The organism is Azoarcus olearius (assembly GCF_001682385.1).
GTDB lineage: Bacteria > Pseudomonadota > Gammaproteobacteria > Burkholderiales > Rhodocyclaceae > Azoarcus > Azoarcus olearius.
Genome location: NZ_CP016210.1, coordinates 1,154,621 through 1,178,255 on the forward strand (window position 1 = coordinate 1,154,621; position 23,635 = coordinate 1,178,255).

The following is a 23,635-nucleotide window of genomic DNA, read 5'->3' on the forward strand; positions in this document are numbered from 1 at the left end:
GGGCCGACGGGGCGCAGACCGGCGGCTGCCATGAACGACGACAGGAGGTGGACGTGACAGAGAGCGGTGGAGTGGACGTGGTGCCGGAGGAGGCGGGGATCGTGGAGCGCGACTTTTCCGCGCTCGACAAGGCGCGCGTGGTCGAGGCCTTGGCGCGGGTGTTGCCGGCAGGCGCCTTGATGTTTGAAGCCGAGGATTTGCGGCCTTACGAGTGCGACGGCTTGTCGGCCTACCGCGCGCTGCCGCTGGCGGTGGTGCTGCCGGCCACGGAGGACGAAGTGGTGGCGGTGCTGACGGTGTGCGCCGAACTCGGCGTGCCGGTGGTCGCGCGCGGCGCCGGCACCGGCTTGTCCGGCGGCGCGCTGCCGCATCGTCACGGCGTGCTGCTGTCGCTCGCGCGCTTCAACCGCATCCTCCATCTCGATCCGCATGCCCGTACCGCGGTGGTGCAGCCGGGTGTGCGCAACCTCGCGATCTCGGAGGCGGCGGCGCCTTACGGGCTGTACTACGCGCCCGATCCGTCGTCGCAGATCGCCTGCACCATCGGCGGCAACGTGGCGGAAAACTCCGGCGGCGTGCATTGCCTGAAGTACGGCCTGACCGTGCATAACCTGCTGCGGGTGCGAGGGGTGACGATCGAGGGGGAGGTGGTGGAGTTCGGCAGCCATGCGCTCGATACGGCGGGCTACGACCTGCTGGCCCTGGTCACCGGCTCGGAGGGCATGCTCGCGGTCGTCACCGAGGTGACGGTGCGGCTGACGCCCAAGCCGCAGTTGGCGCAGTGCGTGCTGGCGGCCTTCGACGACGTGGTCAAGGCGGGGGAGGCGGTGGCGGCCATCATCGCCGCGGGCATCATTCCCGCCGGGCTGGAGATGATGGATCAGCCGGCGACCGCCGCGGTGGAGCAGTTCGTCCATGCCGGTTATCCGCTCGATGCACGCGCCATCCTGCTGTGTGAATCCGATGGCACGCCCGAAGAGGTGGCGGAGGAAATCGTCGCCGTGCGCGCGGTGCTCGAGGCCAGCGGCGCGACGGAGATCCGCGTCTCGCAGGATGAGGCCGAGCGCCTGCGTTTCTGGGCCGGACGCAAAGCCGCCTTTCCTGCCGCGGGGCGGCTCTCGCCCGACTACTACTGCATGGACGGCACCATCCCGCGCAAGCGCTTGGGCGAAATGCTGGAGGCGATCCAGGGCATGGAGCAGAAGTACGGTCTTGCCTGCATCAACGTCTTCCACGCCGGGGACGGTAACCTGCATCCGCTGATCCTGTTCGACGCCAACCAGCCGGGCGAACTCGAGCGCGCGGAGGCGTTCGGCACCGACATCCTCGAGTTGTCGGTGGCCCTGGGCGGCACGGTGACCGGCGAGCACGGCGTGGGCGTCGAGAAGATCAACCAGATGTGCAGCCAGTTCGGTGAAGGCGAGCGGCTGCAGTTCTTCCGCCTCAAGGCCGCGTTCGATCCGCTCGGCCTGCTCAACCCGGGCAAGGCGATTCCCACGCTGCACCGCTGCGCGGAATACGGCCGCATGCGCGTCAGCGGGGGCGCCCTGCCGCATCCCGAACTGCCGCGGTTCTGAAGCCATGGGCGACAAGGCCTGGGTGCAATTCCTGTTCGTCGCAGTGCCGGTGCTGTCGCTCGTCGGGGCGTGGCTGGCGCTGCGCGCGGTCGGTGGGCGCAATGGGCGCCGGCCGCAAGGCAAACAACAACGTGAGGCGAAAGAGCAATGACGGACATCGTTTCAGCCTGGGCCGATCGCATCCGCGCGGCGGCCGCGGCGGATACGCCGCTGCAGTTGCGCGGTGGCGGCACGAAGGCCTTCTATGGCCGGTCTGGCGAGGGCGAGGTGCTCGACCTGAGGGATAACCACGGCGTCGTCAGCTACGAACCCACCGAGCTGGTGGTCACGGTCCGCGGCGGCACGCCGCTCGCCGAACTCGAAGCCCTGCTCGCCCGTCACGACCAGTTCCTCGCCTTCGAGCCGCCGGCGTTCGGGCCGGCGGCCACCGTGGGTGGCTGTGTGGCCGCCGGCCTGTCCGGCCCGCGGCGTGCGAGCGCCGGTGCGGTGCGCGACTTCGTGCTCGGCGCCCGGCTGCTCGACGGGCGCGGCGACGCGCTGTCGTTTGGCGGCCAGGTGATGAAGAACGTGGCCGGCTACGACGTGTCTCGTTTGCTGGCGGGCAGCCTCGGTACGCTGGGCGTCCTGCTGGAAGTGTCGCTGAAGGTGTTGCCGCGTCCCGCCGCCGAGGCCACGCTGCGTTTTGAATGCGACGAGGCGAGCGCGATCCAGCGCCTCAACGACTGGGGCGGACAACCGCTGCCGCTGTCGGCCTCCACCTGGCACGACGGCGTGCTGACGGTGCGCCTGTCGGGCGCGAGCGCAGCGGTCGCTGCCGCCCAGGCGCGGCTGGGCGGCGAACGGCTCGACGAGGCGCTCGCGGCGGCATTCTGGACCAGCATCCGCGAGCACACCGCGCCATGGTTTGCCGCGAGGCCGCTATGGCGCCTGTCGCTGCCGAGTTCGGCGGCGCCGCTGCGGCTGGCGGGCGAGCAGTTGATCGAATGGGGCGGCGCGCTGCGCTGGCTGCATACCGACCTGCCCGCGACAGCCGTGCGCGAGCGCGTCGCGCAACTCGGCGGCACTGCGGCGCTCTTCGCCGGCGGCAACCGCAGTGGGGAGGTCTTTCATCCCCTGCCGGAGCCGCTGCTGCGCATTCATCGCCGCCTGAAGGCCGCATTCGATCCCGCGGGCATCTTCAACCGCGGGCGCCTCTACCAAGGACTTTGACGCATGCAGACCCAGCTTGCCGATTTCATCCGCGATACGCCTGAAGGCCGCGAGGCTGACGATATCCTGCGCAAATGCGTGCATTGCGGCTTCTGCACCGCCACCTGTCCGACCTACCAGTTGCTCGGCGACGAACTGGACGGTCCGCGCGGGCGGATCTACCTGATCAAGCAGTTGCTCGAAGGCCAGCCGGTGACCGAGAAGACCCGCCTGCACCTCGATCGCTGCCTCACCTGCCGGGCCTGTGAAACCACCTGTCCGTCCGGGGTGCACTACAGCCGGCTGGCGGACATCGGCCGTCATCTGGTCGAGCAGCGGGTCCCGCGCCGCGGGGCGGATCGCGCCGCGCGCTGGGTGCTGCGCGAACTGGTGCCGCGTGCGGCCGTCTTCGGCGCCGCGCTGAAGGCGGGCCGCAGCGTGCGTGCGATGCTGCCGGCGACGCTGCGCGACAAGGTGCCCATGGTGCGTGCGCCGGGGCCGTGGCCGCGGCCGCGTCATGCGCGCCGCATGTACGCGCTGGCAGGGTGCGCGCAACCCGCAATGGCGCCGTCGATCAACGCCGCGACCGCGCGGGTGCTGGACAGCCTCGGCATCTCGCTGCTGGAGGCGCCCTCCGCCGGATGCTGCGGCGCGGTCCGTTTCCATCTCCACGATCACGATGGCGCGCGCACCGAAGCCCGGCGCAATATCGACGCCTGGTGGCCGGCGATCGAGGGCGGCGAGGTGGAAGGCCTGGTGATGACCGCATCGGGCTGCGGTGTGCAGGTGAAAGACTACGGGCACCTGCTGCAGCACGACGCCGCCTATGCCGCCAAAGCCGCGCGCATCGCCGCGCTGACGCGCGACGTCGCCGAGGTGGTAAGCGCCCAGGAGGCGTCGCTGAAGGCGCTGCTGCGCAGCAAGACGGGCGGGGAAACGGCGGTTGCCTGGCACGCCCCATGCACGCTGCAGCACGGCCTGAAGATCCGCGGTGCGGTGGAGCAATTGCTGGGTGCTGCCGGCTTTCGCCTGACCCCGGTGCGCGACGCCCACCTGTGTTGCGGTTCCGCCGGAACGTACTCGCTGCTGCAGCCCGAAATCGCCCAGCAACTGCGGGAAAACAAGCTCGCGGCGCTCGGCGAAGGCGGTGCGCCACTCATCCTTTCGGCCAATATCGGCTGCATCACCCACTTGCAGGCGGGCACGGCGACCCCCGTCCGGCACTGGATCGAGGCGATCGACGCGCGGCTCAACGGCTTCCCAATCTGAGCAGTCGTGGTGCTGTGATGCAGGTCACAAACGGCATCCGGCGGCGGCTTTTCCGTGACCGGCGGCGGGGCGGGAGGGTGGGGTCATTGTTATGATGCGACTCATAACCAATGATCTAGCCCTCCATGCCGCTGATTGCCGAAACCTGCGTCGCCCGCCACACCGGGGACAGGAAGGAGCAGCAGGACCGCGTCGCCCTGTTTGCCCATCCCACCGAAACCGGGACCCTGCTGGCCGTGCTCGCCGACGGCATGGGCGGCCATTCCGGCGGGGCAATGGCGGCCGAGCAGGTCACGATCAAGGCCAAGCAGAACTTCGAGGCTTTTCAGCCCGCGCATGAAACCGGCCGCCACTTGCTCCAGAGCATCGTCGATGAGGCGCATGTCGTCATCAAGCTGACCCGCTTCACCAGCGAGCAGGATCCGCACAGCACCGCGGTGGTCTTCCTGATGCAGCCGGGCAAGGCGGCGTGGGCTCACTGCGGCGATTCGCGCCTGTACCACTTCCGCGGACGCGAACCCTGCTTTCGCACACAGGATCACTCGCTGGTGGGCGAGATGCTGCGCAAGGGCCGGCTCGACGAAGCCGGCGCGCTCAATCACCCGCAACGCAACGTGCTGCTGTCCTGCCTGGGCAGCGAGCGCGAACCGCGTGTCGAGTACGGGGAGACGGACACGCTGATGGCAGGCGACAGCTTCCTGCTGTGTTCCGACGGGCTGTGGTCCTATTTTTCCGACGACGAACTCGGCCTGGTGGTGGACAACCACCGCCCGCGCGAAGCCGCGCAACTGCTGATCGACCTTGCGCGCAGCCGCGCCGGCGGTTATGGCGACAACATTTCGCTCGCGCTGATCAAGCTCTCCGATCCCAAGTCCAGCCCCCGCCCCGCGTTCATCGGCTGAGCCCGGCCGGCGCGGAATCAGGGAAATCCCCCATCCGTCTCATGGTTGTACGCAACCGCGTTCCCGGTAATATCCGGCGCAATGCGCGCCGCATCGTCGGAGTCGGGAACAGCAATACCTAACGATCCGATCCGACTGGCGCGCTTCTTATTTTGAATAAGACCTCCAGGGAGGAGTCATGCCATTGACGATCGGAGTGCCGGCCGAACGGATACCCGGCGAACGCCGGCTGCCCGTGGTGCCGGATGTGGTGAAGAAGTATCTGGGCCTGGGTGCCCGGGTCGTGATCGAGTCCGGCGCGGGCGTGCCCGCGCACTACCGCGACGAAACCTTTGGCGACGTGACCTTGGGCGCCGCCGCCGAGGTGTTCGCGCAGTCGGACATCGTGCTGTGCGTGCAGCCGCCGTCGGCCGAGCATCTGGCTACGATGAAGCCGGGCGCGCTGCTGATCGGCCTGCTGCAGCCGTGGTCTGACCCCGGGCGCATCAAGCTGCTGCAAGACAAGCAGATCACCGCGTTCGCGATGGAACTGCTGCCGCGCATCTCGCGCGCGCAGAGCATGGACGTGCTCTCCAGCCAAGCGGCCGTCGCCGGCTACGAGTGCGCGCTGATCGCCGCCGACCATTCGCCGAAGTTCTTCCCCATGCTCACCTACGCCGCCGGCACCATCCGCCCGGCCAAGGTGCTGGTGATCGGCGCCGGCGTCGCCGGGCTGCAGGCCATCGCCACCGCGCGCCGCATCGGCGCCATGGTGGAAGCCTATGACGTGCGCCCCGAAACCCGTGAGCAGATCGAGTCGCTCGGGGCCAAGTTCGTCGATACCGGCGTGTCGGCGGCGGGGTCGGGCGGCTACGCCCGCGAACTCACCGACGAGGAAAAGGCGAAGCAGGCCGAGCGGCTGGCCAAGGCCGTCGCGCAGTGCGATGCGCTGATCACCACCGCGGCGATCCCCGGCAAGAAGGCGCCGAAGATCATCACCGCCGACATGATCGCGCGCATGAAGCCGGGCGCGGTCGTCGTCGATATGGCCGCCGAGACCGGTGGCAACGTCGAAGGCACCGTCGCCGGGGAAAAGACCTGGATCAACGACGTGCTGGTGATCGGCCCTACCCACATCGCCAGCCGCATGCCGGTGCACGCGACCGAGATGCTCGCCAAGAACCTCTTCAACTTCATCGGCCCCTTCATCAAGGACGGCGCGCTCACGCTCGACTGGGACGACGAAGTGCTGGCGGGCACCTGCCTCACCCACGCCGGCGAGCTGCGCCACGCCGGTGTCAAAGCCGCCCTCGGCCTGTAACGGAGACGCTGCCATGGATGGCTTTACCGCAATCTACATCTTCATGCTCGCCGCCTTCACCGGCTACGAGGTCATCTCGCGGGTGCCGGTGATCCTGCACACCCCACTGATGTCGGGCTCGAACTTCGTGCACGGCGTGGTGCTGGTCGGGGCGATGGTCGTGCTCGGCCACGCCGACCCCGAGAGCCCGCTGCAGCTGGCGATCGGCTTCGTCGCCGTGTTCCTCGGCGCGGCCAACGCCGCCGGCGGCTACGTGGTGACCGAGCGCATGCTCGCGATGTTCAACAAGAGTGGCAGCAGCAAGAAGGAGGGCGCGCAATGACGGCCAAATGGTTCATCGACGCGTCCTACTTCGCGGTCGCTGTTGTCTTCATCCTCGCGCTGAAGGCGATGAGTTCGCCGGTGACGGCGCGGCGCGGCATCGTCTGGGGCGGCATCGCCATGGTGTTCGCGACCCTGGTCACCTTCGCCACCCCCGGGCTGCACAACTTCGGCTGGATGATCGTCGCCATCGTCAGTGGCGCCGCGGTGGCCTGGTGGAGCGGCAAGACGGTCAAGATGACCGACATGCCGCAGATGGTCGCCATCTACAACGGCATGGGCGGCGGCGCCGCGGCGGCGATCGCGGCGCTGGAATTCGCCCGCGGCGAAGTGCATGGCCCGGTGGTGACCACGCTCGCAGTGCTCGGCGCGCTGATCGGCTCGGTCGCCTTCTCGGGTTCGTGCATCGCGTTTGCCAAGCTGCAGGGCATCATGAAGAAGGCCTGGCGGCTGCCGGCGCAGAACGCGGTCAATGTGGTGCTCGCGCTCGTCACCGTGGGCCTGGGCATCGCGATCATCGCCGCGCCGAGCATCGATCCGGTGCTGGTGATCGTGTTCTTCGTGCTCGCGCTCATCCTCGGCGCGATCCTCACTAGCCCGATCGGCGGCGCCGACATGCCGGTGGTGATTTCGCTCCTGAACGCCTTCACCGGTCTGGCGGTCGGCTTTGAAGGCTATGTGCTCGGCAACCCGGCGCTGATCGTGGCCGGCATCGTGGTCGGCGCCTCGGGCACGCTGCTCACCCAGTTGATGGCGAAAGCCATGAACCGGCCGATCTCCAATGTGCTGTTCACGCCGATCAGCGGCGCGGCCAGCGGCGGCGGCGAGGGCATCGAAGGCACGATGAAGGAGTTCTCCAGCCTCGATGCGGCCTCGGTGATGCGCTACGCCAGCAAGGTCATCATCGTGCCGGGCTACGGCATGGCGGTGGCCGGTGCCCAGCACAAGGTGTGGGAGATGGCGCAGCTGCTGGAGGAAGGCGGTGTCGAGGTGGTGTTCGCGATCCACCCGGTCGCGGGCCGCATGCCGGGCCACATGAACGTGCTGCTGGCCGAAGCGGGCGTGCCCTACGACAAGATCTTCGACCTGGAGGAGATCAACGCCGACTTCGCGCAGGCCGAGGTGGCGCTGGTCATCGGTGCCAACGACGTGGTGAATCCGGTGGCGCGCACCGACAAGTCGAGCCCGATCTACGGCATGCCGATCCTGAATGCGGACATGGCGCAGAACGTGATCGTGGTGAAGCGCGGCAAGGGCGCAGGCTACTCGGGCATCGAGAACGCGCTGTTCTACAAGGACAACTGCCGCATGCTGTACGGCAGTGCGCAGCAGGCCATCGCCGAGGTCATCACCCACGTGAAGGCGCTCGAAGCCTGAGCGTGGCGGGCGCGGCACCCGGCGGTGCCGCGCGCTCTAAAGTCGGAGGCGACGCGCGCCGTAGACCGTGGCATCCTGACCACCGTGTCTTCCCGCGTGTCGCCCTGCCGGCCGATGTCTCCGCTGCGTTCCATTCTGATCCTGATGCTCCCCGCGTCGCTCGCCTGGGCGCAGGCCGTTGCGCCCCAAGCGCCGACGACGCCGGCCGGCGCGGCTGCGCCTGCGGTACCAGCGCCCGCCGCCAACGCGCCCAAACCGGCGGATGACTGGCGCGACACCAGCAACTACATCTTCCCCGCGATCGCCAAGACCGTGACCGACATGCAGAACGTCGCCTACGCGATGACGCTGCGCGACTACTGCGCCGACCGGCGCGTTCCCGACGACTTCGTGCGTGACCGGCTGAAGCGCTTCAGCGCGATGACCGGGCGCGAGGAAACCTGCCGCAGCCTGATGGACTACTGAACGCCCGCCGCCGTTTCGAGCAGGGCTGCGAACGCCGGCGCCGGCAGCGGGGCGCCGAATAGCGGGCCCTGCTGGAAGTGACAGTCGAGCGCGGAGAGGAAGGCCTGCTGTGCCGGGTCTGCCACCCCGCGTGCCAACACCTCTATCCCGAGCGAGGCCGCCAGGCGCGCGATCGCTTCGACCACCGCTTCGGCGTCCTCGTCCTTGCCAACGCCCGCGACCAGTGCCGGATCGAGCTTGAGTGCCTGCACCGGGAAGCGGCGCAGGCGCGGAATGGACGACAGGCCACGGCCGAAATCGTCGATCGCGAAGCGGATGCCGCGCTTGGCCAGCGTTCGCAGGGTGGCGAGCGTGACCTCGTCGTCGCTGGCGAGGATGGCCTCGTCGAGATCGAGTTCCAGCCGCGTCGCCGCCAGGCCGCTGGCCGCCAGCGCCTTGTCCACCGTGGTGGCGAAATCCCCGCGCAGAACCTGTTCGAGCGCAACGTTGACCGTCACCGCAGGCACGCCCTGCGCGCCTTGGGGCCAGCGCGCCGCGGCGTTGCACGCGGTGACGAGCGCCCAGTCGCCAAAGGCGGCGACGAGCCCGTTGTGGCGGGCGGTCGCGACGAAGTGGCGGTACGGAATGAGGCCGAGTTCGGGGTGGCGCCAGCGCAGTAGCGCTTCGCCTGCGCGCACGCGGCCGCTGCGCGCATCGACCAGCGGCTGGAAATAGACTTCGAGTTGGCGGCGCGTGAGCGCGCCGTGCAATTCGGCGCCGAACTCCGCTTGCTCGATGCCGCCGCCCTGGCCAGCCTGGTAGCGCTGATGGCTGTTGCCGCCCAACTGGCGGGCCTGGCGCAGCGCGATGCCGGCGTGACGCAGCAAGGTGTCGAGGTCGGCGCCATCGCCTGGAAACAGTGCGATGCCGATGCTGGCGCTGATCGCGACCTCGCAACTTTCGGTGCGGAAGGCGGGGCCGAGCGCCGCAAGGATGTCGTCGGCGGCGCGGCTCGCGGCGCTGGCCAGATCGAGTTCGGGCAGCAGGGCGAGGAAGGTGTCGCTGCGCTCGCGGGCAACGACTGCGCCGCGTGGCAAGCTGGCCTGCAGGCGGCGCGCGATCTGTTGCAGAAAGGCGTCTCCTGTATTGTCGCCATGCTCGCGGTTAACCGCCTTGAACTGGTCGATGTCGATCCGCAACACGCCTACGCTGCAGCGTCGCCGGCGGGCCTGCTCGGCGGCCTCCTTGAAGCGGGCTTCGAACAGCCGGCGGTTGGGAAGTCCGGTGAGGATGTCATGGTGGGCGATGTACTCGGCGCGCGCCTCCGCCTGGCGGCGCGCGGTGAGGTCGGTGAACATCGCCAGGTAATGACGTGCGGCGCCCTGGGCGTCGCGGACCGCCGTGATCGTGAGCCACTCGGGAAAGATCTCGCCGTTCTGGCGCCGGTTCCAGATTTCGCCCTGCCATTGACCACTGGCTTCGAGGGTCTGCCACATCTCGGCGTAGAAGGCGGGCTCCTGACGGCCGGAGCTGAGCAGGCGCGGGTTCTGGCCGATCACCTCGTCGCGGCTGTAGCCGGTGATCTCGGTGAATGCGCGGTTCACCGCAACGATACGGTTCTGGTCGTCGGTGACCAGGATCGCCTGGCTGGCCGCGTCGAAGACGTCCACCGGCAGATGCAGGCCTTCCGTCGCGGTGTCTTCTGTCCGCGGCGGCAATACGAGCAGCCGCCAGCCCGCGCGCGGGCCGGCGAGCACGCGGGCGGGCAGCGGCGCGCTGGCGTGCGGCAAGGTGACATGGGCAAGCGCCGGCTGACCGGGCGCGGGCCAGCTGACGTCCAGATGGTCGGCGAGCGGGCGGCTCAGCACGTCGTCTCGCGTCCGGCCAAGAAGATGCAGCGCCGCGGCGTTGGCTGCGGTGATGCGGTCGCCGTCGTCCAGCACGAGCACCCCCTGGCTGAGGGCTGCGGCCAGCCGCGGCCACACGGTATCGGCAGGTGTGGGTGCGGGTTGGGCGGCGGCGGTGGCAGAGGGCAGCGGGCTCAGAATCAGCGCATGGATGCCCGGGCGCAGCCGCGGCGCAGCGATGAAACGAAGCGCTGCGGTACCGCCCGCCGGCAGCGCGACCGTCAGCGTTCCGCGCATCTGCCCCTGGATGAAGAGGCGCGCACGGGCTTCGATGAAGGCGCGTTCGGAGGGAAACAGATTGGCGAGCGGTTGACCGGCAAGCTCGCGGTAGTCGCGCTGCAAGAGGGCGCAGGCCGCGCTGTTGGCGTCGAGCACCGTCTCGTCGCCGGTGATGATCAGGCCCTCGTCGAGCAGTTCGAGCAGGGCAAGGTAGACGCCGGTCTCGGCCCCTTCCGAGAGGTCGGGGCGGAAGGGTTCCTTGGGTGCTTCGTCGGAGTGGTCGTCGCCCCGCGGGCGGCCTGAAGGGTTCATCGGCGGCAGCATGTCCAGGATTTTCCGGTGTTCCCCGCACTTATCGGCGGGTCACCAGAATACTTGAAGCGCTGCCGCGCCAGCCCCGGAATAGCCGGGGGAGGCGGCCCTATTTCCGCCCGAGACCGCCCAGCAGGAAGGCGATCGGCCGTTGGCCGCGACGCGGCGTGCCGGCTTCGGCGGGGCTGGCGTCGGGGGCGGCGCCTTCGGCCAGCGCCACGGGCTTGGCGACGTAGGGTTTGCTGAAATCGAAACCGTCCGGGGCGATCGTGGACCGCGGCGGGCGCTTGGCCACGACGTTGCGGGCGCCGCGATCCTCGCGCGGGGCGCGCTCTTCGCGCGGCGGGCGTTCTTCGCGGCCGCCGCGCGGCTCGCGCCGGGGGCGTTCGTCGAAATCCTCGACCGGGCGGCGGCCCCTGTGGGCGCGGCTGCCGGCTTCGAAGAAATCGGGGTCGGGCTCGAAGCCGGGCACCACTTCCTGCGGAATCTCCAGCTTGATCAGCTTCTGGATGTCGGCCAGCAGGTGCTTTTCTTCGGTGCATACCAGCGACACCGCGTTGCCCTGGTGGCCGGCGCGGCCGGTGCGGCCGATGCGGTGCACGTAGTCTTCCGCGGTGTGCGGCAGCTCGTAGTTGATGACGTAGGGCAGCTCGTCGATGTCGATGCCGCGTGCGGCGACGTCGGTGGCGACCAGCACGCGCAGCTTGCCCGCCTTGAAAGCTTCCAGCGTTTCGGTGCGCTGCTGCTGGCTCTTGTCACCGTGGATCGAGTCGGCCGAGATGCTGTGGCGTTCGAGGAAGTGGGCCAGCCGGCCGCATACCAGCTTGGTGTCGACGAAGACCAGCGCCTGCGTGTCGGGCTGGTGGCGCAGCAGATGGGCGAGCAGGTTGCGCTTCATGCCCGACGACACCGGGTGCACGCGGTGGGTGATCGTCTCCGACACCATGTTGCGCCGCGCGACTTCGATCAGCTGCGGGTTCTTCAGCATCTGGTCGGCGAGCTTCTTGATCTCGTCCGAGAAGGTGGCGGAGAACAGCAGGCTCTGGCGGCTGGCCGGCAGCAGCGCGAGGATGCGCTTGATGTCGGGGATGAAGCCCATGTCGAGCATGCGGTCGGCCTCGTCCAGCACCAGCATCTCGACCTGGGTGAGGTTGATCGTCTTCTGCTGCACGTGGTCCAGCAGTCGGCCGGGGGTGGCGATGACGATTTCGATGCCGCGGCGCAGTTCCTGGATCTGCGGGTTCATATCCACCCCGCCATAGATGCAGGTGGCGCGCAGCGGCAGGTGTTTGCTGTACGTCTTAACTGATTCGTACACCTGCATCGCCAGTTCGCGCGTCGGCGCGAGGATGAGCGCGCGCGTCTGGTGGCGTGCCGGCGAGGTGCTGGTGTTGGCGTGGCGTGCCAGGCGATGCAGCAGCGGAAGCGTGAAGCCGGCGGTCTTGCCGGTGCCGGTCTGGGCGCCGCCCATGACGTCGTTGCCGGCGATGACGATGGGGATGGCCTGGCGCTGGATCGGCGTCGGCTCGGTGTAGCCGGCGTCGGCTACTGCGCGTTGCAGTTCGGGGATGAGGCCGAGGTCGGCAAAACTCATGGGCGCCTTTCTGGTTGGCGGCCTTGCGGTGGATGGTGCCGCTCCGGGCGGCGGGAGGAACATGGACCGGGAGCGGAACCGCCCCGGAAGCGCTCGCGCCAGCCGGCAGGCCGGGTGCATGGAAAGCGGCGATTATACACGTGCACCGAAAATCGTTTCGTGACAAGTGCTTCCGACGGCTTTCCCCGGCGCGGGGCTCACTTCTTCAGGGTGAGATAGGCGGTGACTTCCTCGCGGTCGTGGTAGAGCTGCTTGATCCGCAGGTCGAAGGGGCCGACGCTGGCCAGCCGCTTGCGGATGAGTTCGCGGCACTGTTCGACCGCTTCGAGGCGCCGCTTCATCGGCAGCTTGAGATTGAAGATGGTGTGGCGGCAGCGCCCGGTGGCGATCCATTCGGCCATCAGCGAGGCGATGCGGCTGGGTTGCTCGACCATGTCGCACACCATCCAGTCCACCGGCCGTTGCGGCCGCCAGGTGAAGCCGTCGGCCTTGAGGTGTTCGACCATCTCGGTGGCCATCACGGTGTCGCGCAGCGGGCCGTTGTCGATCGCGGTGACGCGGATGCCGCGCTGGGCGAGCTGCCAGGTCCAGCCGCCGGGCGCGGCGCCGAGGTCGACCGCGCGCATGCCGGCGCGCAACAGGGAATCGCGTTCCTCGTCGCTGAGCAGGGTCATGATGGCCTCGGCGAGCTTCAGCGTGGACCGGCTGGGTGCGTTGGAGGGCATGCGCAGGCGCGGAATGCCCATCGGCCACGGCGCGCAGCGGTCCTTGAGGCCGGCGGCGAGCCAGGCGCTGGTGGCGGTGGGAAACATCACGTGCAGCACCGGGAAGCCCGGCTTGCCGAGCCGCAGCGCGCCCACCTTTTCGAGTTCGCGCGTGAGCGGTTCGGTGAAGCGGCGGCAGAAGCCGGAGCGTTGCTTGGCCTCGTCGGTGTCCGGGGTTTCGAGCACAACGCCGGAAAAACGCTGGCCGGAGCCCTTGACCATATCCACCAGGGGGCGCGCCCGGTCGCGTTCGGGCAGGTCGTCGATGCGGTCGAACCAGGGCAGCAGCTGGCGGGCGAACACCGGCTTGCGCCAGTCGGCGAATTCGCCGAGCTTGATCACCGGCACCGGTTCGAAGGTCTCGAACGCGGCGTAGCCGCTGCCCGGCTCGGTGCGCACATAGCCGATCAGGCCGGCGTCGGCGGCGAGGTCGTCGATCTCCGCAGCGAGTTCCTTTTCGAAGCCGGCGCGGCAGTAGGCGAGCAGGCCGGACACGGAAAAGCTGGAGGCGGGGGCGTGGGAGGACATCGGGCGGGGCCTTGGGCGTGCTGCAGTATCATGCTGCGAAGCGGCGCATCATAAGGTGCCGCGCCACGGCAGGCGAGTGTCGCCAGTCGGTTTTATGGCAACAGGAGATCCGTCCCCGATGCTGCAGCGTTCCATGGAATACCGCGTACTGGGCCGCAACGGCCCGCGTGTCTCTGCGATCTGCCTCGGCACCATGACCTTCGGCCAGCAGAACAGCGAGGCCGAGGCGCACGAGCAGCTCGACTTCGCCCTTGCCCAAGGCATCAATTTCATCGACACGGCCGAGATGTACCCCGTGCCCGCGCGGGCGGAAACCAGCGGCACCACCGAGCGTTTCGTCGGCAGCTGGCTGGCGCGCCAGGCGCGCGAGCGCATCGTGCTGGCGACCAAGGTGGCGGGGCCGGCGCGCAGCCTGGGCTGGATCCGCGGAGGCCCGCTCGCGCTCGACCGCGTCAACATCCGCGAGGCGGTCGAGGGCAGCCTGCGCCGCCTGTGCACCGACTATATCGATCTTTATCAACTGCACTGGCCGGAACGCAATCAGCCGATGTTCGGCCAGTGGCAGTACGAGCCGGACAAGGAGCGCGAGTGCACATCGATTCGCGCCCAGCTCGAGGCGCTGGCCGAACTGGTGGACGAGGGCAAGGTGCGCTACGTCGGCCTGTCCAACGAGCATCCGTGGGGCGTGATGGAGTTCGTGCGCCTGGCCGCGCTGCACGGCTTGCCGCGGGTGGTGTCGACGCAGAACGCTTACAGCCTCCTCAATCGTGTGTTCGAGTACGGCCTGGCCGAAGTCTGCCACCGCGAGTCGGTGGGTCTGCTGGCGTACTCGCCGCTGGCGTTCGGGCACCTGACCGGCAAGTACCTCGCCGATCCGCAGGCGCCGGGCAGGCTGAGCTTGTTCGAGCAGTTCGGCCAGCGCTACGGCAAACCCAATGTGGTGCCGGCCGCTCGCGCCTACGCGGAACTTGCCGCCGAGCGCGGGCTGACGCCCGCGCAGCTCGCGCTCGCCTTCACCTATCGACGGCCGTGCGTGGCGAGCACCATCATCGGTGCGACGACGATGGCGCAACTGAAGGAAAACCTGTCAGCGTGGGATGTGCCGCTGGATGCGGAGCTGGTGTCTGCGATCGACGCCATCCACCTGCGCTACACCAATCCGGCGCCCTGACGCGCCTTCAGTGCTGGGCGGCCCGCGCCGCGGCGGGCGCTTCCGCCGCTTGGGCGGGAGCCGCCTTGGGCTGCGGTGGCACCTGGGGCAGCTGCGACGGAACGACGTCGAGCTTGTGCTCCATCATGTAGTCGTTCATGTCGCGCCAGCCGGCAAACACCGCGGCTTTTTGCGCGCCGGGGTTGAGGACGTAGCAGTCTTCCAGCGACCGTCCGGCGTGGCGGCAGGCGCTGCCGATCGCGCGGCCTTCGGCATCGGCCTGCGCGGCTTCCTTCTTCGGATTCGGAAGTTCGAGCAACTCGCCGACCTGCTCGCACGCCGTCAGGAGCGGAAGCGCAAACAGGATGGCCGGCAGGAGTGGGAAACGACGGATGGCGCGCATGGAGGCAGACGGTTGGCAGGTTTGACTTCTATAACGACAGCAGGCGCCAAAGCTTGATCCGGAAAATGGGCGTCTTCCGTAAGCTTGCTCACACGCTTTAACGTCGCTTTGACGGTAGCGGAAATATAATCGCAGGCGCTCCCGGCGGTGTCGGTCGACGCCACCTTCCTTTTGTTTCACGAACGAACATCCATGAACCTGCGAACCCTCAAGATCGGATTGCTCACTCTCCCGCTGGCGCTGGCCGCCGCGCTGCCGGCCATGGCCGCGTCCTCCAAGCCAGCCCCGGCAAAGGCGGCCAAGGCCCCCGCGGCGCCGGCAGGGCCGGTCGCGATCGAACTCTTCCACCACCTGCCGGCCGATCGCGCCGAGGCGCTTAAAGGCCTGGTGGCACGTTTCAATGCGCAGAACAACGATGCCCAGGTTGTTCTGGTGGAGCGCGACTGGCGCAGCGGCGACGCTCCGGATCTGTTGATCCTGGAAGGCGATGACGAGGAGAGTTTCCTAGCCGGCAAACCGCGCTACAAGCCGGTGCATGCGCTGATGAAGGAAGCCGGCGTGCCGCTGCAGACCTTGCGCCCGCCCGCGATGATGACCCGCACCCCCGTGGATGCGAAGGGGCAGGTGCTGGCGTTGCCGATCGGGCTGACGACGCCGGTGCTGTTCGTGAACCGCGAGGCCTTCCGCCGCGCCGGCCTCAATCCCGACAGCGCCACGATGTCCACCTGGTTCGACCTGCAGCAGACGCTGGGCCGTCTGGCCGGTAGCGGGCACCAGTGCCCCTATACGGTTGCCGAGCCCGCGCGCGTGATGGTCGAGAACCTCAGCGCCTGGCACAACGAGCCGGTCGCCGCGGAGCGCGGCAAGGCCCAGGCGCCGTCGTTCAACGGCATGTTCCAGGTCAAGCACGTCGCGATGATGGCCAGCTGGTATCGCGCCCGCTATCTGCAGATCTTCGATCGCGCCGATGCCGAGCGCCGCTTCGCCGCCGGTGAATGCGCCGTGATCGCGGCACCGTCGGCCAGCTGGACGGATTTCCGCAAGGCTGGAGCCGACGTCGGTGTGATGCGCCTGCCCTACTACGACGACTTCCCGGGCGCACCGCAGAACACGATTGCAGACGGTCCCGCGCTGTGGGCCGCTGCGGGGAAGAAGCCCGCCGAGTACAAGGTCGCGGCGCGCTTCGTGAGCTTCTGGCTGCAACCGGAAAACCAGGTCGCCTGGCAGCGCGAGACCGGCTACCTGCCGCTCAATCGCGCCGGCCTGCTGGCCGCGCAAAGCGATCTGCTCGGGCCGGACCTGGAGAACGTCCGGGTTGCCGTCGCCCAGCTGACCAACAAGCCCGCGACCGCCGCGTCCTCGGCTCAGCCGGTCATGCAGCGTGAGAAGGTGCGTCGCATCCTCGACGAGGAACTCGCCGCGGTGTGGGCCGATCGCAAGCCGGCCAAGGAAGCGCTCGACACCGCCGTGGCGCGCGCCTCCGGCATCTGACGCGATGACGATCGGCTGGCCGCTGCCGCGCGTACTCGCGCACCGCTGCGGCGGCCGCCTTGCCCCGGAAAACACGCTCGCGGGCCTCAACGCCGCAGCTGCCCTCGGCTGCCGCGGCGTCGAGTTCGACGTGATGCTGAGCGCCGACGGCATACCGGTGCTGATCCACGACGAAACGCTGGAGCGCACGACCGATGGCAGCGGTCCGGTGGGCGAGACCACATACGGTGCGCTTGCCTGCCTCGACGCCGGCAGCCGGTTCTGCGCCCGATTCGCCGGAGAGCCGGTGCCGCGGCTCGACGCCGCGCTGGCGCGCTGCGCGGCGCTGGGGCTCGCCGTCAATCTGGAACTCAAGCCTTCCACCGGCTGTGAAGCCGAAACCGGTGCGGTGGTGGGGCGTGCGCTGACTGCAAACTGGGCGACATTTGCGCCGCACCTGGTGCTGTCCTCTTTCTCGGAGCGCGCACTTGTTGCGGCCGCTGACGCAGCGCCGGGTTTTCTGCGTGCGCTGCTGGTGGAGCGCGTTCCGGCCGACTGGCGCGACCGCTGCGCCGCCCTGGGGGCGGTGGCGTTGCACGTTTCGTGTGAGGGCCTGGACCCGGGCGACGTGACCGCCATCCGCGCTGCCGGACTGCACATGGCGATCTACACCGAAAACAGCCCGGCGCGCGCCGCACAGTGGCTGGCGCTCGGCGTCGACACCGTGGTGACCGACCATCCCGAGCGTTTCCTGGCCCCACCTTTCGTCCAATGACGCTCGCACTTCACGCCGCGGCACTTCCCCGTATGCCCTGCCGACACACCGGGCGGGCCTGCGCCGGCACGTTCACAATCTTACTTTCGGAGTAGGGCTTCCGCCCGGAGGCCGTGTTGACGCGCGTTGTCGGGCACCCCTACCATCCCGGTTTTTCCACGAGCACCGCCGTCTTGTCCGTCCAGCAGCTATTCGCGCCGATCGCAGCCGACATGCAGGCGGTCGATGCGCTCATCCGCAAGGCCCTCTATTCCGACGTGGTGCTGATCCGTCAGGTGGCGGAGTACATCATCAACAGCGGCGGAAAGCGCCTGCGCCCCGCGCTGGTGCTGTTCAGCGCCGGCGCGGTCGGCTACCAGGGCACACAGCATCATCGTCTCGCCGCGGTGGTCGAATTCATCCACACCTCGACGCTGCTGCACGACGACGTGGTCGACGAATCGGAACTGAGGCGCGGCAACAAGACGGCCAATGCGCTGTTCGGCAATGCCGCTTCGGTTCTCGTGGGCGACTTCCTGTATACCCGCGCCTTCCAGATGATGGTCGAGGTCGACAGCATGCGGGTGATGCAGATCCTTGCCGACGCGACGAACATCATTGCAGAAGGCGAAGTGCTGCAGCTGTTGAACTGCCATAACGCCGACGTCGAGGTGGAGGACTACCTCCGCGTGATCCGCTACAAGACGGCCAAGCTGTTCGAAGCGGCCTCGCGCCTTGGGGCCGTCCTCGGTGGCGCCGATCCGGCGCTCGAGGAGAGCATGGCCGCCTTCGGCATGCACCTCGGCACCGCCTTCCAGCTCATCGACGATGTGCTGGATTACTCGGCTGATGAAGCCGACACCGGCAAGCACCTGGGTGATGATCTGGCCGAGGGCAAGCCGACCTTGCCGCTGATCCACGTCATGCAGCACGGCAGCGCGGAGCAGGCAGCCCTGGTGCGCGGCGCAATCGAGAACGGCGGCCGCGACGATTTCGCCGCGGTGCTCGCAGCGATCCAGCAGACGGGGGCGCTCGAGGTGACGCGCCGCCACGCGCGCGAAGAGGCCGATCGCGCAATTGCAGCATTGCAAGGATTGCCCCCTTCCAATTTCAAGGAATCGCTGCTACAATTATCGGACTTTGCAGTTGAGAGAAATCACTGATTTCAATCGGCAGCAAATCCAGTCGGGGAATAGCTCAGCCTGGTAGAGCACTGCGTTCGGGACGCAGGGGCCGGAGGTTCGAATCCTCTTTCCCCGACCAGAATTCCCGCTAAACGAGGGGTCAAGAATACGTTCTTGACCCCTTTGTTTTTTTCCTGCGCCCGGATAGCCTTCGACGCATTCATCAACGCCCGTCGCTGCCGATGCCTGTCCGCCCCGATGTACGTTTTCCGTCGATCGAAGGTCTGCGTGCATTCGAGGCCGCGGCGCGGCTTGGCACCTTCGAGCGCGCTGCGGACGAACTGAGCGTCACGGCGAGCGCCGTCAGCAAGCGCGTTGCCGCGGTGGAGGAATTGGTCGGCGCGCTGCTTTTCAGCCGCAGCGGAAAGACGCTGGTACCGACCCCTGCCGGGCGGGAATACCTCGAGCAGGTGCGCGCCGCGCTTGGTCTGCTGGCGGCGATGCCGCTGCACCGCCGCGCAGTGCAGCGGATGACGCGGCTGAGGGTGTGCGCCCCGCCCACCTTCGCGCGCCAGATTCTGGTTCCGGCACTGGACGGTTTCGTTGCCGAGCATCCCGATGTGGAGCTTGAGATCGTTCTCAGCGTGCCTTACCTGGACGCCGCCTCGGCTGACGTCGATGTGGAGATCCGGCACGGCGGCCCTCAGCATCACGGCGGCGACGTACTGATCCGGGACGTTTTGCTGCCGATGGCCGCTCCTGCGCTGCTTGCACAGACCGGCCCGCTGACGCGGCCGGCCGATCTGCAGCGCCTGCGCCTGCTGCGCACCCCGCTCGAGCCGTGGACACAGTGGTTCGCGGCGGCGGGCCTCGACTGGCCGGAACCGGCGCGTGGTGCGCGGCTGGTCGACCTTGGGCTGCTGCTTGAAGCCGCGGTGTGCGGGCAGGGGGTCGCGCTCGGACGTCCGAGTCTTGCACGGCAGTGGCTGCGCAGCGGCGCGCTGGTGGCGCTGTTCGACGTGGCGCCGCCCAGCCGGACGCACTACTTCCTTGCCCCGCAGCCGGCCTCGCTCAGCGAGACGGCGCGGGACGTGCGCGCCGCGTTCGAAAACTGGCTGCGGGCCGTGTGCGCCGCGGTGGAGCGGGAAGCGGCTGAACTTGTTTCTGGCGCGCCCTGAACAATATTCCGACATCGGCGCGGCGCCGGTGGCGATGATGGCGGCCATTGCCAACGCCAACTCCGAGGACGTCCATCCATGCCCGCTGCACCCATCACCTGCATCGACGATCTGCGCCGTCTGGCGCTCAAGCGCGTGCCGCGCATGTTCTACGACTACGCGGATTCCGGCTCGTGGACCGAGAGCACCTACCGCGCCAACGAGGCGGACTTCCAGTCGATCAAGCTGCGTCAACGGGTGGCGGTGAACATGGATGGGCGCACGCTGCGTACCACGATGGCCGGCCAGGAGGTCGCGATGCCGGTCGCGATCGCGCCGACCGGACTGACCGGGATGCAGCATGCCGACGGCGAGATCCTCGCCGCGCGCGCGGCGGAGAAGTTCGGTGTGCCCTTCACCTTGTCGACGATGAGCATCTGCTCGATCGAGGACGTCGCGGCCCATACCACGGCCCCGTTCTGGTTCCAGGTCTATGTGATGCGCGACCGCGACTTCGTCGAACGCCTGATCGATCGCGCCAAAGCGGCGAGGTGTTCGGCGCTGATGCTGACCCTGGACCTGCAGATCCTCGGTCAGCGCCACAAGGATCTGAAGAACGGCCTTTCGGCGCCGCCGAAGCCCACCCTGGCCAATCTGATCAATCTGGCGACGAAGCCGCGCTGGTGCCTCGGCATGCTGAGGACGCCGCGGCGCAGCTTCGGCAACATCGTCGGCCATGCCCGCGGCGTGGGCGACATGTCCTCACTGGCGAGCTGGACGGCGGAGCAGTTCGATCCGGGGCTGAGCTGGGCGGACGTCGAATGGATCAAGAAGCGCTGGGGCGGCAAGCTGATCCTGAAGGGAATCATGGATGCCGAGGACGCGCGCCTGGCCGCCGACAGCGGCGCAGATGCACTGGTGGTGTCCAACCACGGCGGGCGCCAGCTCGACGGCGCACCATCGTCGATCCACGCCCTCCCCGGCATCGTCGACGCCGTGGGAAAGTCGATCGAAGTGTGGATGGACGGCGGAATCCGCAGCGGACAGGATGTGTTCAAGGCCGTGGCGATGGGCGCGCGTGGCACCCTGATCGGCCGTGCCTTCCTCTACGGCCTCGGGGCCATGGGCGAGGCCGGCGTGGCCAAGAGCCTGGAGCTGATCCGCAAGGAGCTGGACCTGACCATGGCCTTCTGCGGCCACACCGACATCCGCAAGGTCGATCGGCGCGTGCTGCTGGAGCGCGCCTGAAAAAAGAAAGCGCCGCGAATGCGGCGCTTCTTCTGCGGTGCTGGGCTTACCAGAGCTGCCACCACGGCCGGCGGTCCGGCGGGCCGCCCGAGTAATAGACGCTGTTGGGAAAGTTCTTCTGCAGCACGCGCTCGGCGTCGCCCTGCAGGTCTTTCAAACCGAGCGCTTCGTAGCTCTTCACCATCAGGTACAGCGCCTCCTCGGTCGCGGGCGTTCCCGGATAGGTTGCCACCGCGGTCTGGGCGCGATTCGCGGCCGCGATGAAGGCGCCGCGGCGGTAGTAGTAGCGGGCGACGTGCACATCGTGCGCTGCCAGCGAGTTCACCAGGTACTGCATGCGCTGACGCGAGTCTTCTGCGTACTTGCTCTCGGGAAAGCGCGTGACCAACTCGCGGAAGGTGTCGAAGGCTTCGCGTGCGCCCTTCGGATCGCGTTCCGACAGGTCCTGGTTGGAAATCCCGGCCAGCAGGCCCAGATCCTCGTTGAAGTTCACCAGCCCCTTCAGGTAATAGACGTAGTCGACGTTGGGGTGATTGGGGTGCAGCTTGATGAAGCGGTCTGCCGCGGCCAGCGCCAGGCCCGGCTCACCCGACTTGTAGTGCGCGTAGGCGACCTCGATCTGGGCCTGCTGCGCAAAGCGCCCGTAGGGGTAGCGCGCTTCCAGTTTTTCGAACAGCTTGATCGCGCGATCGTAGCCGCCTTCGGTCATCGAGGCCTTGGCTTCGGCATACAGCTTCTGCGCATTCCAGCCTGAGGTTTCGTCGATTTCGTCCGGGAGGGAACTGCAGGCGCCAAGCAGCAACGCGCCGATCAGGGCGAATTTTCCCGCTACACTTCCCAAGGTGAACCTAGCCATCGATAACACTCACTTGAATGAACCCGAGGATTATAGCCCAGGCGACCCCGACGCCCGGGCTTCCCTGCCAGCGCCCCGCCGGGTTCCCGTCGAACTGGCCGGCGCCCGCCTCGACCAGGTATTGGCGCGGCTTTTCCCCGAGCATTCGCGCAGCCGCCTGCAGGCCTGGCTGAAGGATGGGCTGATCCGGCTGGACGGTATGGAGCGCCAGGCCAAGCACAAGGTGCATGGCGGCGAGGAACTGGTCGTGGCAGGGCTGCCACCCTTGCCCGAGCAACTGGCGTTCGAGCCGGAGGCGATTCCGCTCGATGTCGTGTACGAGGACGCCTCGATCCTCGTCATCGACAAGCCGGCGGGGCTCGTGGTCCACCCGGGCAGCGGCAACTGGAGCGGTACGCTGCTCAATGCCCTGTTGCACCACGCCCCGGCGCTCGCGGGCTTGCCCCGGGCGGGCATCGTTCATCGGCTGGACAAGGACACCACCGGTTTGATGGTGGTGGCAAAGACGCTGGAGGCGCAGACCGATCTGGTGCGCCAGCTCCAGCAGCGCACGGTGGCGCGCCACTACTACGCGCTGGTCTATGGCGACATCGCCAGTGATGGCGAAATCGATGCCGACATCGATCGCCACCCGGTGCAGCGCACGCGCATGGCAGTGGTGCCCGGGGGCCGGCCGGCGCTGACACGGTATGCCGTGCGGCAGCGCTTGCACGGACTGACCCTGGTTGAGTGCCGGTTGCAGACCGGGCGCACGCACCAGATCCGGGTACACATGGCGCACCTCGGCCACCCGCTCGTCGGCGATCCAGTGTATGGCCCCCGTCGCGTGACGGATCCCCGGGTGGACGGGTTTTCGCGACAGGCCTTGCACGCATTCCGGCTGGGCTTGCTGCACCCTGCGTCGGGGGAGGACATGGTGTGGTCCGCGCCGCTTCCGGCCGACTTCGCCGCCTTGCTCGAGAAGGTCGGCGGGCGGGCAGACGCATGACCACGTTTCCCCTGTCTCTGGCGTCAACCGTCATCGTTCCGGCGTGGCCCTTGCCGCCCGGAGTGCGCGCCTTGCTGACCACACGTCGGGGCGGGCACAGCGCTGCACCCTATGACGGCTTCAATCTGGGCACCCACGTGGGCGATCGGCCGGCGGACGTGGCCGCGAACCGGGCGCTGTTGCAGACCGCGCTACCCGCCGCGCCGTGCTGGCTTGACCAGGTGCACGGCGTCGATGTCGCGGACGCGGATTGCGCGCACGGCGTGCCGGTTGCCGATGCGGCGGTCGCGCGGCGACCCGGCGTTGTCTGCGCGGTGATGACCGCAGATTGCCTGCCGGTGTTGTTCAGCGACGACGCGGGAACCGTGGTGGCCGCGGCGCACGCCGGGTGGCGGGGGCTTGCCGCCGGAGTGCTCGAAGCGACGGTGGCGCGGATGGCGGTGCCGCCGGCTCACATCCTGGCCTGGCTCGGGCCGGCCATCGGCCCGGCTGCGTTCGAGGTCGGTGACGAGGTGCGGGCCGCTTTCGTCAGTGCGGATGCGGGCGCGGCCAGCGCCTTCCATCCGGCGGGAACGTCGGGAAAGTGGCTGGCCGATCTTTTCCAGCTCGCACGCCGTCGCCTTGCCGCCATGGGCGTCATGCACGTCCACGGCGGCGACACCTGTACGTATTCCGACGCTGCGCGCTTCTATTCCTATCGGCGCGACGGCGCGACGGGGCGCTTTGCATCCTTGATCTGGCGCGAAGACCATGCGTAAGCGGCACCTCGCGCCGGCTTATCAC

The 23,635-nt window shown here is 68.3% G+C and carries 22 protein-coding genes and 1 tRNA gene; 18 read left to right on the forward strand and 5 right to left on the reverse strand.

The window, feature by feature from the left end; all coding sequences use genetic code 11:
- The first annotated feature begins 53 nt into the window (after window positions 1–53).
- From dqs_RS05410 to dqs_RS05445, 9 genes are all read left to right on the forward strand, one after another.
- On the forward strand, window positions 54–1,577 hold the full coding sequence (locus tag dqs_RS05410; protein ID WP_236778735.1) for an FAD-linked oxidase C-terminal domain-containing protein: 1,524 nt from the start codon (window positions 54–56) through the stop codon (window positions 1,575–1,577).
- Between the two features lie 4 nt (window positions 1,578–1,581).
- Window positions 1,582–1,728 carry a hypothetical protein gene (locus tag dqs_RS20670; RefSeq protein ID WP_011764733.1) on the forward strand — a complete coding sequence of 49 codons (147 nt, stop codon included), beginning with the start codon at window positions 1,582–1,584 and terminating at the stop codon, window positions 1,726–1,728.
- Window positions 1,725–2,786 carry a glycolate oxidase subunit GlcE gene (gene glcE, locus dqs_RS05415; RefSeq protein ID WP_065339890.1) on the forward strand — a complete coding sequence of 354 codons (1,062 nt, stop codon included), beginning with the start codon at window positions 1,725–1,727 and terminating at the stop codon, window positions 2,784–2,786. Before dqs_RS20670 ends, glcE begins: the two co-directional genes overlap by 4 nt.
- Before the next feature lie 3 nt (window positions 2,787–2,789).
- Window positions 2,790–4,034: a glycolate oxidase subunit GlcF gene (glcF, locus tag dqs_RS05420; RefSeq protein ID WP_065339891.1), complete on the forward strand. Its 1,245-nt coding sequence runs from the start codon at window positions 2,790–2,792 to the stop codon at window positions 4,032–4,034.
- 125 nt (window positions 4,035–4,159) lie between these two features.
- Window positions 4,160–4,936: a PP2C family protein-serine/threonine phosphatase gene (locus tag dqs_RS05425; protein WP_011764736.1), complete on the forward strand. Its 777-nt coding sequence runs from the start codon at window positions 4,160–4,162 to the stop codon at window positions 4,934–4,936.
- A 178-nt stretch (window positions 4,937–5,114) separates the two neighbouring features.
- Complete coding sequence (locus dqs_RS05430) at window positions 5,115–6,236, forward strand: NAD(P) transhydrogenase subunit alpha (RefSeq protein WP_065339892.1); 1,122 nt, start codon at window positions 5,115–5,117, stop codon at window positions 6,234–6,236.
- Between the two features lie 13 nt (window positions 6,237–6,249).
- Window positions 6,250–6,558, forward strand: coding sequence for an NAD(P) transhydrogenase subunit alpha part 2 (locus dqs_RS05435; protein ID WP_011764738.1), 309 nt, complete (start codon window positions 6,250–6,252; stop codon window positions 6,556–6,558).
- Window positions 6,555–7,934, forward strand: coding sequence for an NAD(P)(+) transhydrogenase (Re/Si-specific) subunit beta (locus tag dqs_RS05440; protein WP_011764739.1), 1,380 nt, complete (start codon window positions 6,555–6,557; stop codon window positions 7,932–7,934). Before dqs_RS05435 ends, dqs_RS05440 begins: the two co-directional genes overlap by 4 nt.
- A gap of 114 nt (window positions 7,935–8,048) precedes the next feature.
- The gene (locus tag dqs_RS05445; RefSeq protein ID WP_065339893.1) at window positions 8,049–8,399 is read left to right on the forward strand and encodes a hypothetical protein; all 351 of its coding nucleotides are present in this window, start codon (window positions 8,049–8,051) and stop codon (window positions 8,397–8,399) included.
- On the opposite strand, the gene dqs_RS20955 is transcribed toward dqs_RS05445, so the two are convergent.
- The 3 genes from dqs_RS20955 to rlmM form a co-directional block, all read right to left on the reverse strand.
- Window positions 8,393–10,816 carry a sensor domain-containing protein gene (locus dqs_RS20955; RefSeq protein WP_157108149.1) on the reverse strand — a complete coding sequence of 808 codons (2,424 nt, stop codon included), beginning with the start codon at window positions 10,814–10,816 and terminating at the stop codon, window positions 8,393–8,395. The two genes, dqs_RS05445 and dqs_RS20955, sit on opposite strands and share 7 nt — an antisense overlap.
- Before the next feature lie 109 nt (window positions 10,817–10,925).
- Window positions 10,926–12,410 (reverse strand): DEAD/DEAH box helicase, encoded by a 1,485-nt coding sequence (locus dqs_RS05455; protein WP_065339895.1) that lies wholly within the window; start codon window positions 12,408–12,410, stop codon window positions 10,926–10,928.
- A gap of 197 nt (window positions 12,411–12,607) precedes the next feature.
- Window positions 12,608–13,702: a 23S rRNA (cytidine(2498)-2'-O)-methyltransferase RlmM gene (gene rlmM / locus dqs_RS05460; protein ID WP_065339896.1), complete on the reverse strand. Its 1,095-nt coding sequence runs from the start codon at window positions 13,700–13,702 to the stop codon at window positions 12,608–12,610.
- Window positions 13,703–13,820: 118 nt separating this feature from the next.
- Between rlmM and dqs_RS05465 the strand changes: the two genes are divergently transcribed.
- Window positions 13,821–14,873 (forward strand): NADP(H)-dependent aldo-keto reductase, encoded by a 1,053-nt coding sequence (locus dqs_RS05465; protein ID WP_248887639.1) that lies wholly within the window; start codon window positions 13,821–13,823, stop codon window positions 14,871–14,873.
- Window positions 14,874–14,880: 7 nt separating this feature from the next.
- Here the strand turns inward: dqs_RS05465 and dqs_RS05470 are convergent, their stop codons facing one another.
- The gene (locus tag dqs_RS05470; RefSeq protein ID WP_011764745.1) at window positions 14,881–15,255 is read right to left on the reverse strand and encodes a hypothetical protein; all 375 of its coding nucleotides are present in this window, start codon (window positions 15,253–15,255) and stop codon (window positions 14,881–14,883) included.
- A 192-nt stretch (window positions 15,256–15,447) separates the two neighbouring features.
- Here dqs_RS05470 and dqs_RS05475 point away from each other — a divergent pair, with 192 nt between their 5' ends.
- The 6 genes from dqs_RS05475 (at window position 15,448) to dqs_RS05500 (ending at window position 21,008) form a co-directional block, all read left to right on the forward strand.
- Entirely contained in the window at window positions 15,448–16,746 is a 1,299-nt protein-coding gene (locus dqs_RS05475) for an extracellular solute-binding protein (RefSeq protein WP_011764746.1), read from the forward strand.
- 4 nt (window positions 16,747–16,750) lie between these two features.
- Window positions 16,751–17,500 (forward strand): glycerophosphodiester phosphodiesterase, encoded by a 750-nt coding sequence (gene ugpQ, locus dqs_RS05480; protein WP_065339897.1) that lies wholly within the window; start codon window positions 16,751–16,753, stop codon window positions 17,498–17,500.
- 173 nt (window positions 17,501–17,673) lie between these two features.
- Complete coding sequence (ispB, locus tag dqs_RS05485; protein WP_065341651.1) at window positions 17,674–18,642, forward strand: octaprenyl diphosphate synthase; 969 nt, start codon at window positions 17,674–17,676, stop codon at window positions 18,640–18,642.
- 23 nt (window positions 18,643–18,665) lie between these two features.
- A tRNA-Pro gene (locus dqs_RS05490) sits at window positions 18,666–18,742 on the forward strand.
- A 103-nt stretch (window positions 18,743–18,845) separates the two neighbouring features.
- Window positions 18,846–19,781 (forward strand): LysR substrate-binding domain-containing protein, encoded by a 936-nt coding sequence (locus dqs_RS05495; RefSeq protein ID WP_065339898.1) that lies wholly within the window; start codon window positions 18,846–18,848, stop codon window positions 19,779–19,781.
- A 78-nt stretch (window positions 19,782–19,859) separates the two neighbouring features.
- Window positions 19,860–21,008, forward strand: coding sequence for an alpha-hydroxy acid oxidase (locus dqs_RS05500; RefSeq protein WP_011764750.1), 1,149 nt, complete (start codon window positions 19,860–19,862; stop codon window positions 21,006–21,008).
- 46 nt (window positions 21,009–21,054) lie between these two features.
- Here dqs_RS05500 and dqs_RS05505 read toward each other — a convergent pair whose 3' ends face one another.
- Window positions 21,055–21,864 (reverse strand): outer membrane protein assembly factor BamD, encoded by an 810-nt coding sequence (locus tag dqs_RS05505; protein WP_011764751.1) that lies wholly within the window; start codon window positions 21,862–21,864, stop codon window positions 21,055–21,057.
- 13 nt (window positions 21,865–21,877) lie between these two features.
- Between dqs_RS05505 and rluD the strand changes: the two genes are divergently transcribed.
- Both rluD and pgeF read left to right on the forward strand, forming a co-directional pair.
- A complete protein-coding gene (gene rluD / locus dqs_RS05510) occupies window positions 21,878–22,852 on the forward strand; it encodes a 23S rRNA pseudouridine(1911/1915/1917) synthase RluD (RefSeq protein WP_236778736.1) in 975 nt (324 codons plus the stop codon).
- Entirely contained in the window at window positions 22,849–23,610 is a 762-nt protein-coding gene (gene pgeF / locus dqs_RS05515; RefSeq protein WP_157108150.1) for a peptidoglycan editing factor PgeF, read from the forward strand. Before rluD ends, pgeF begins: the two co-directional genes overlap by 4 nt.
- Window positions 23,611–23,635: the final 25 nt, after the last annotated feature.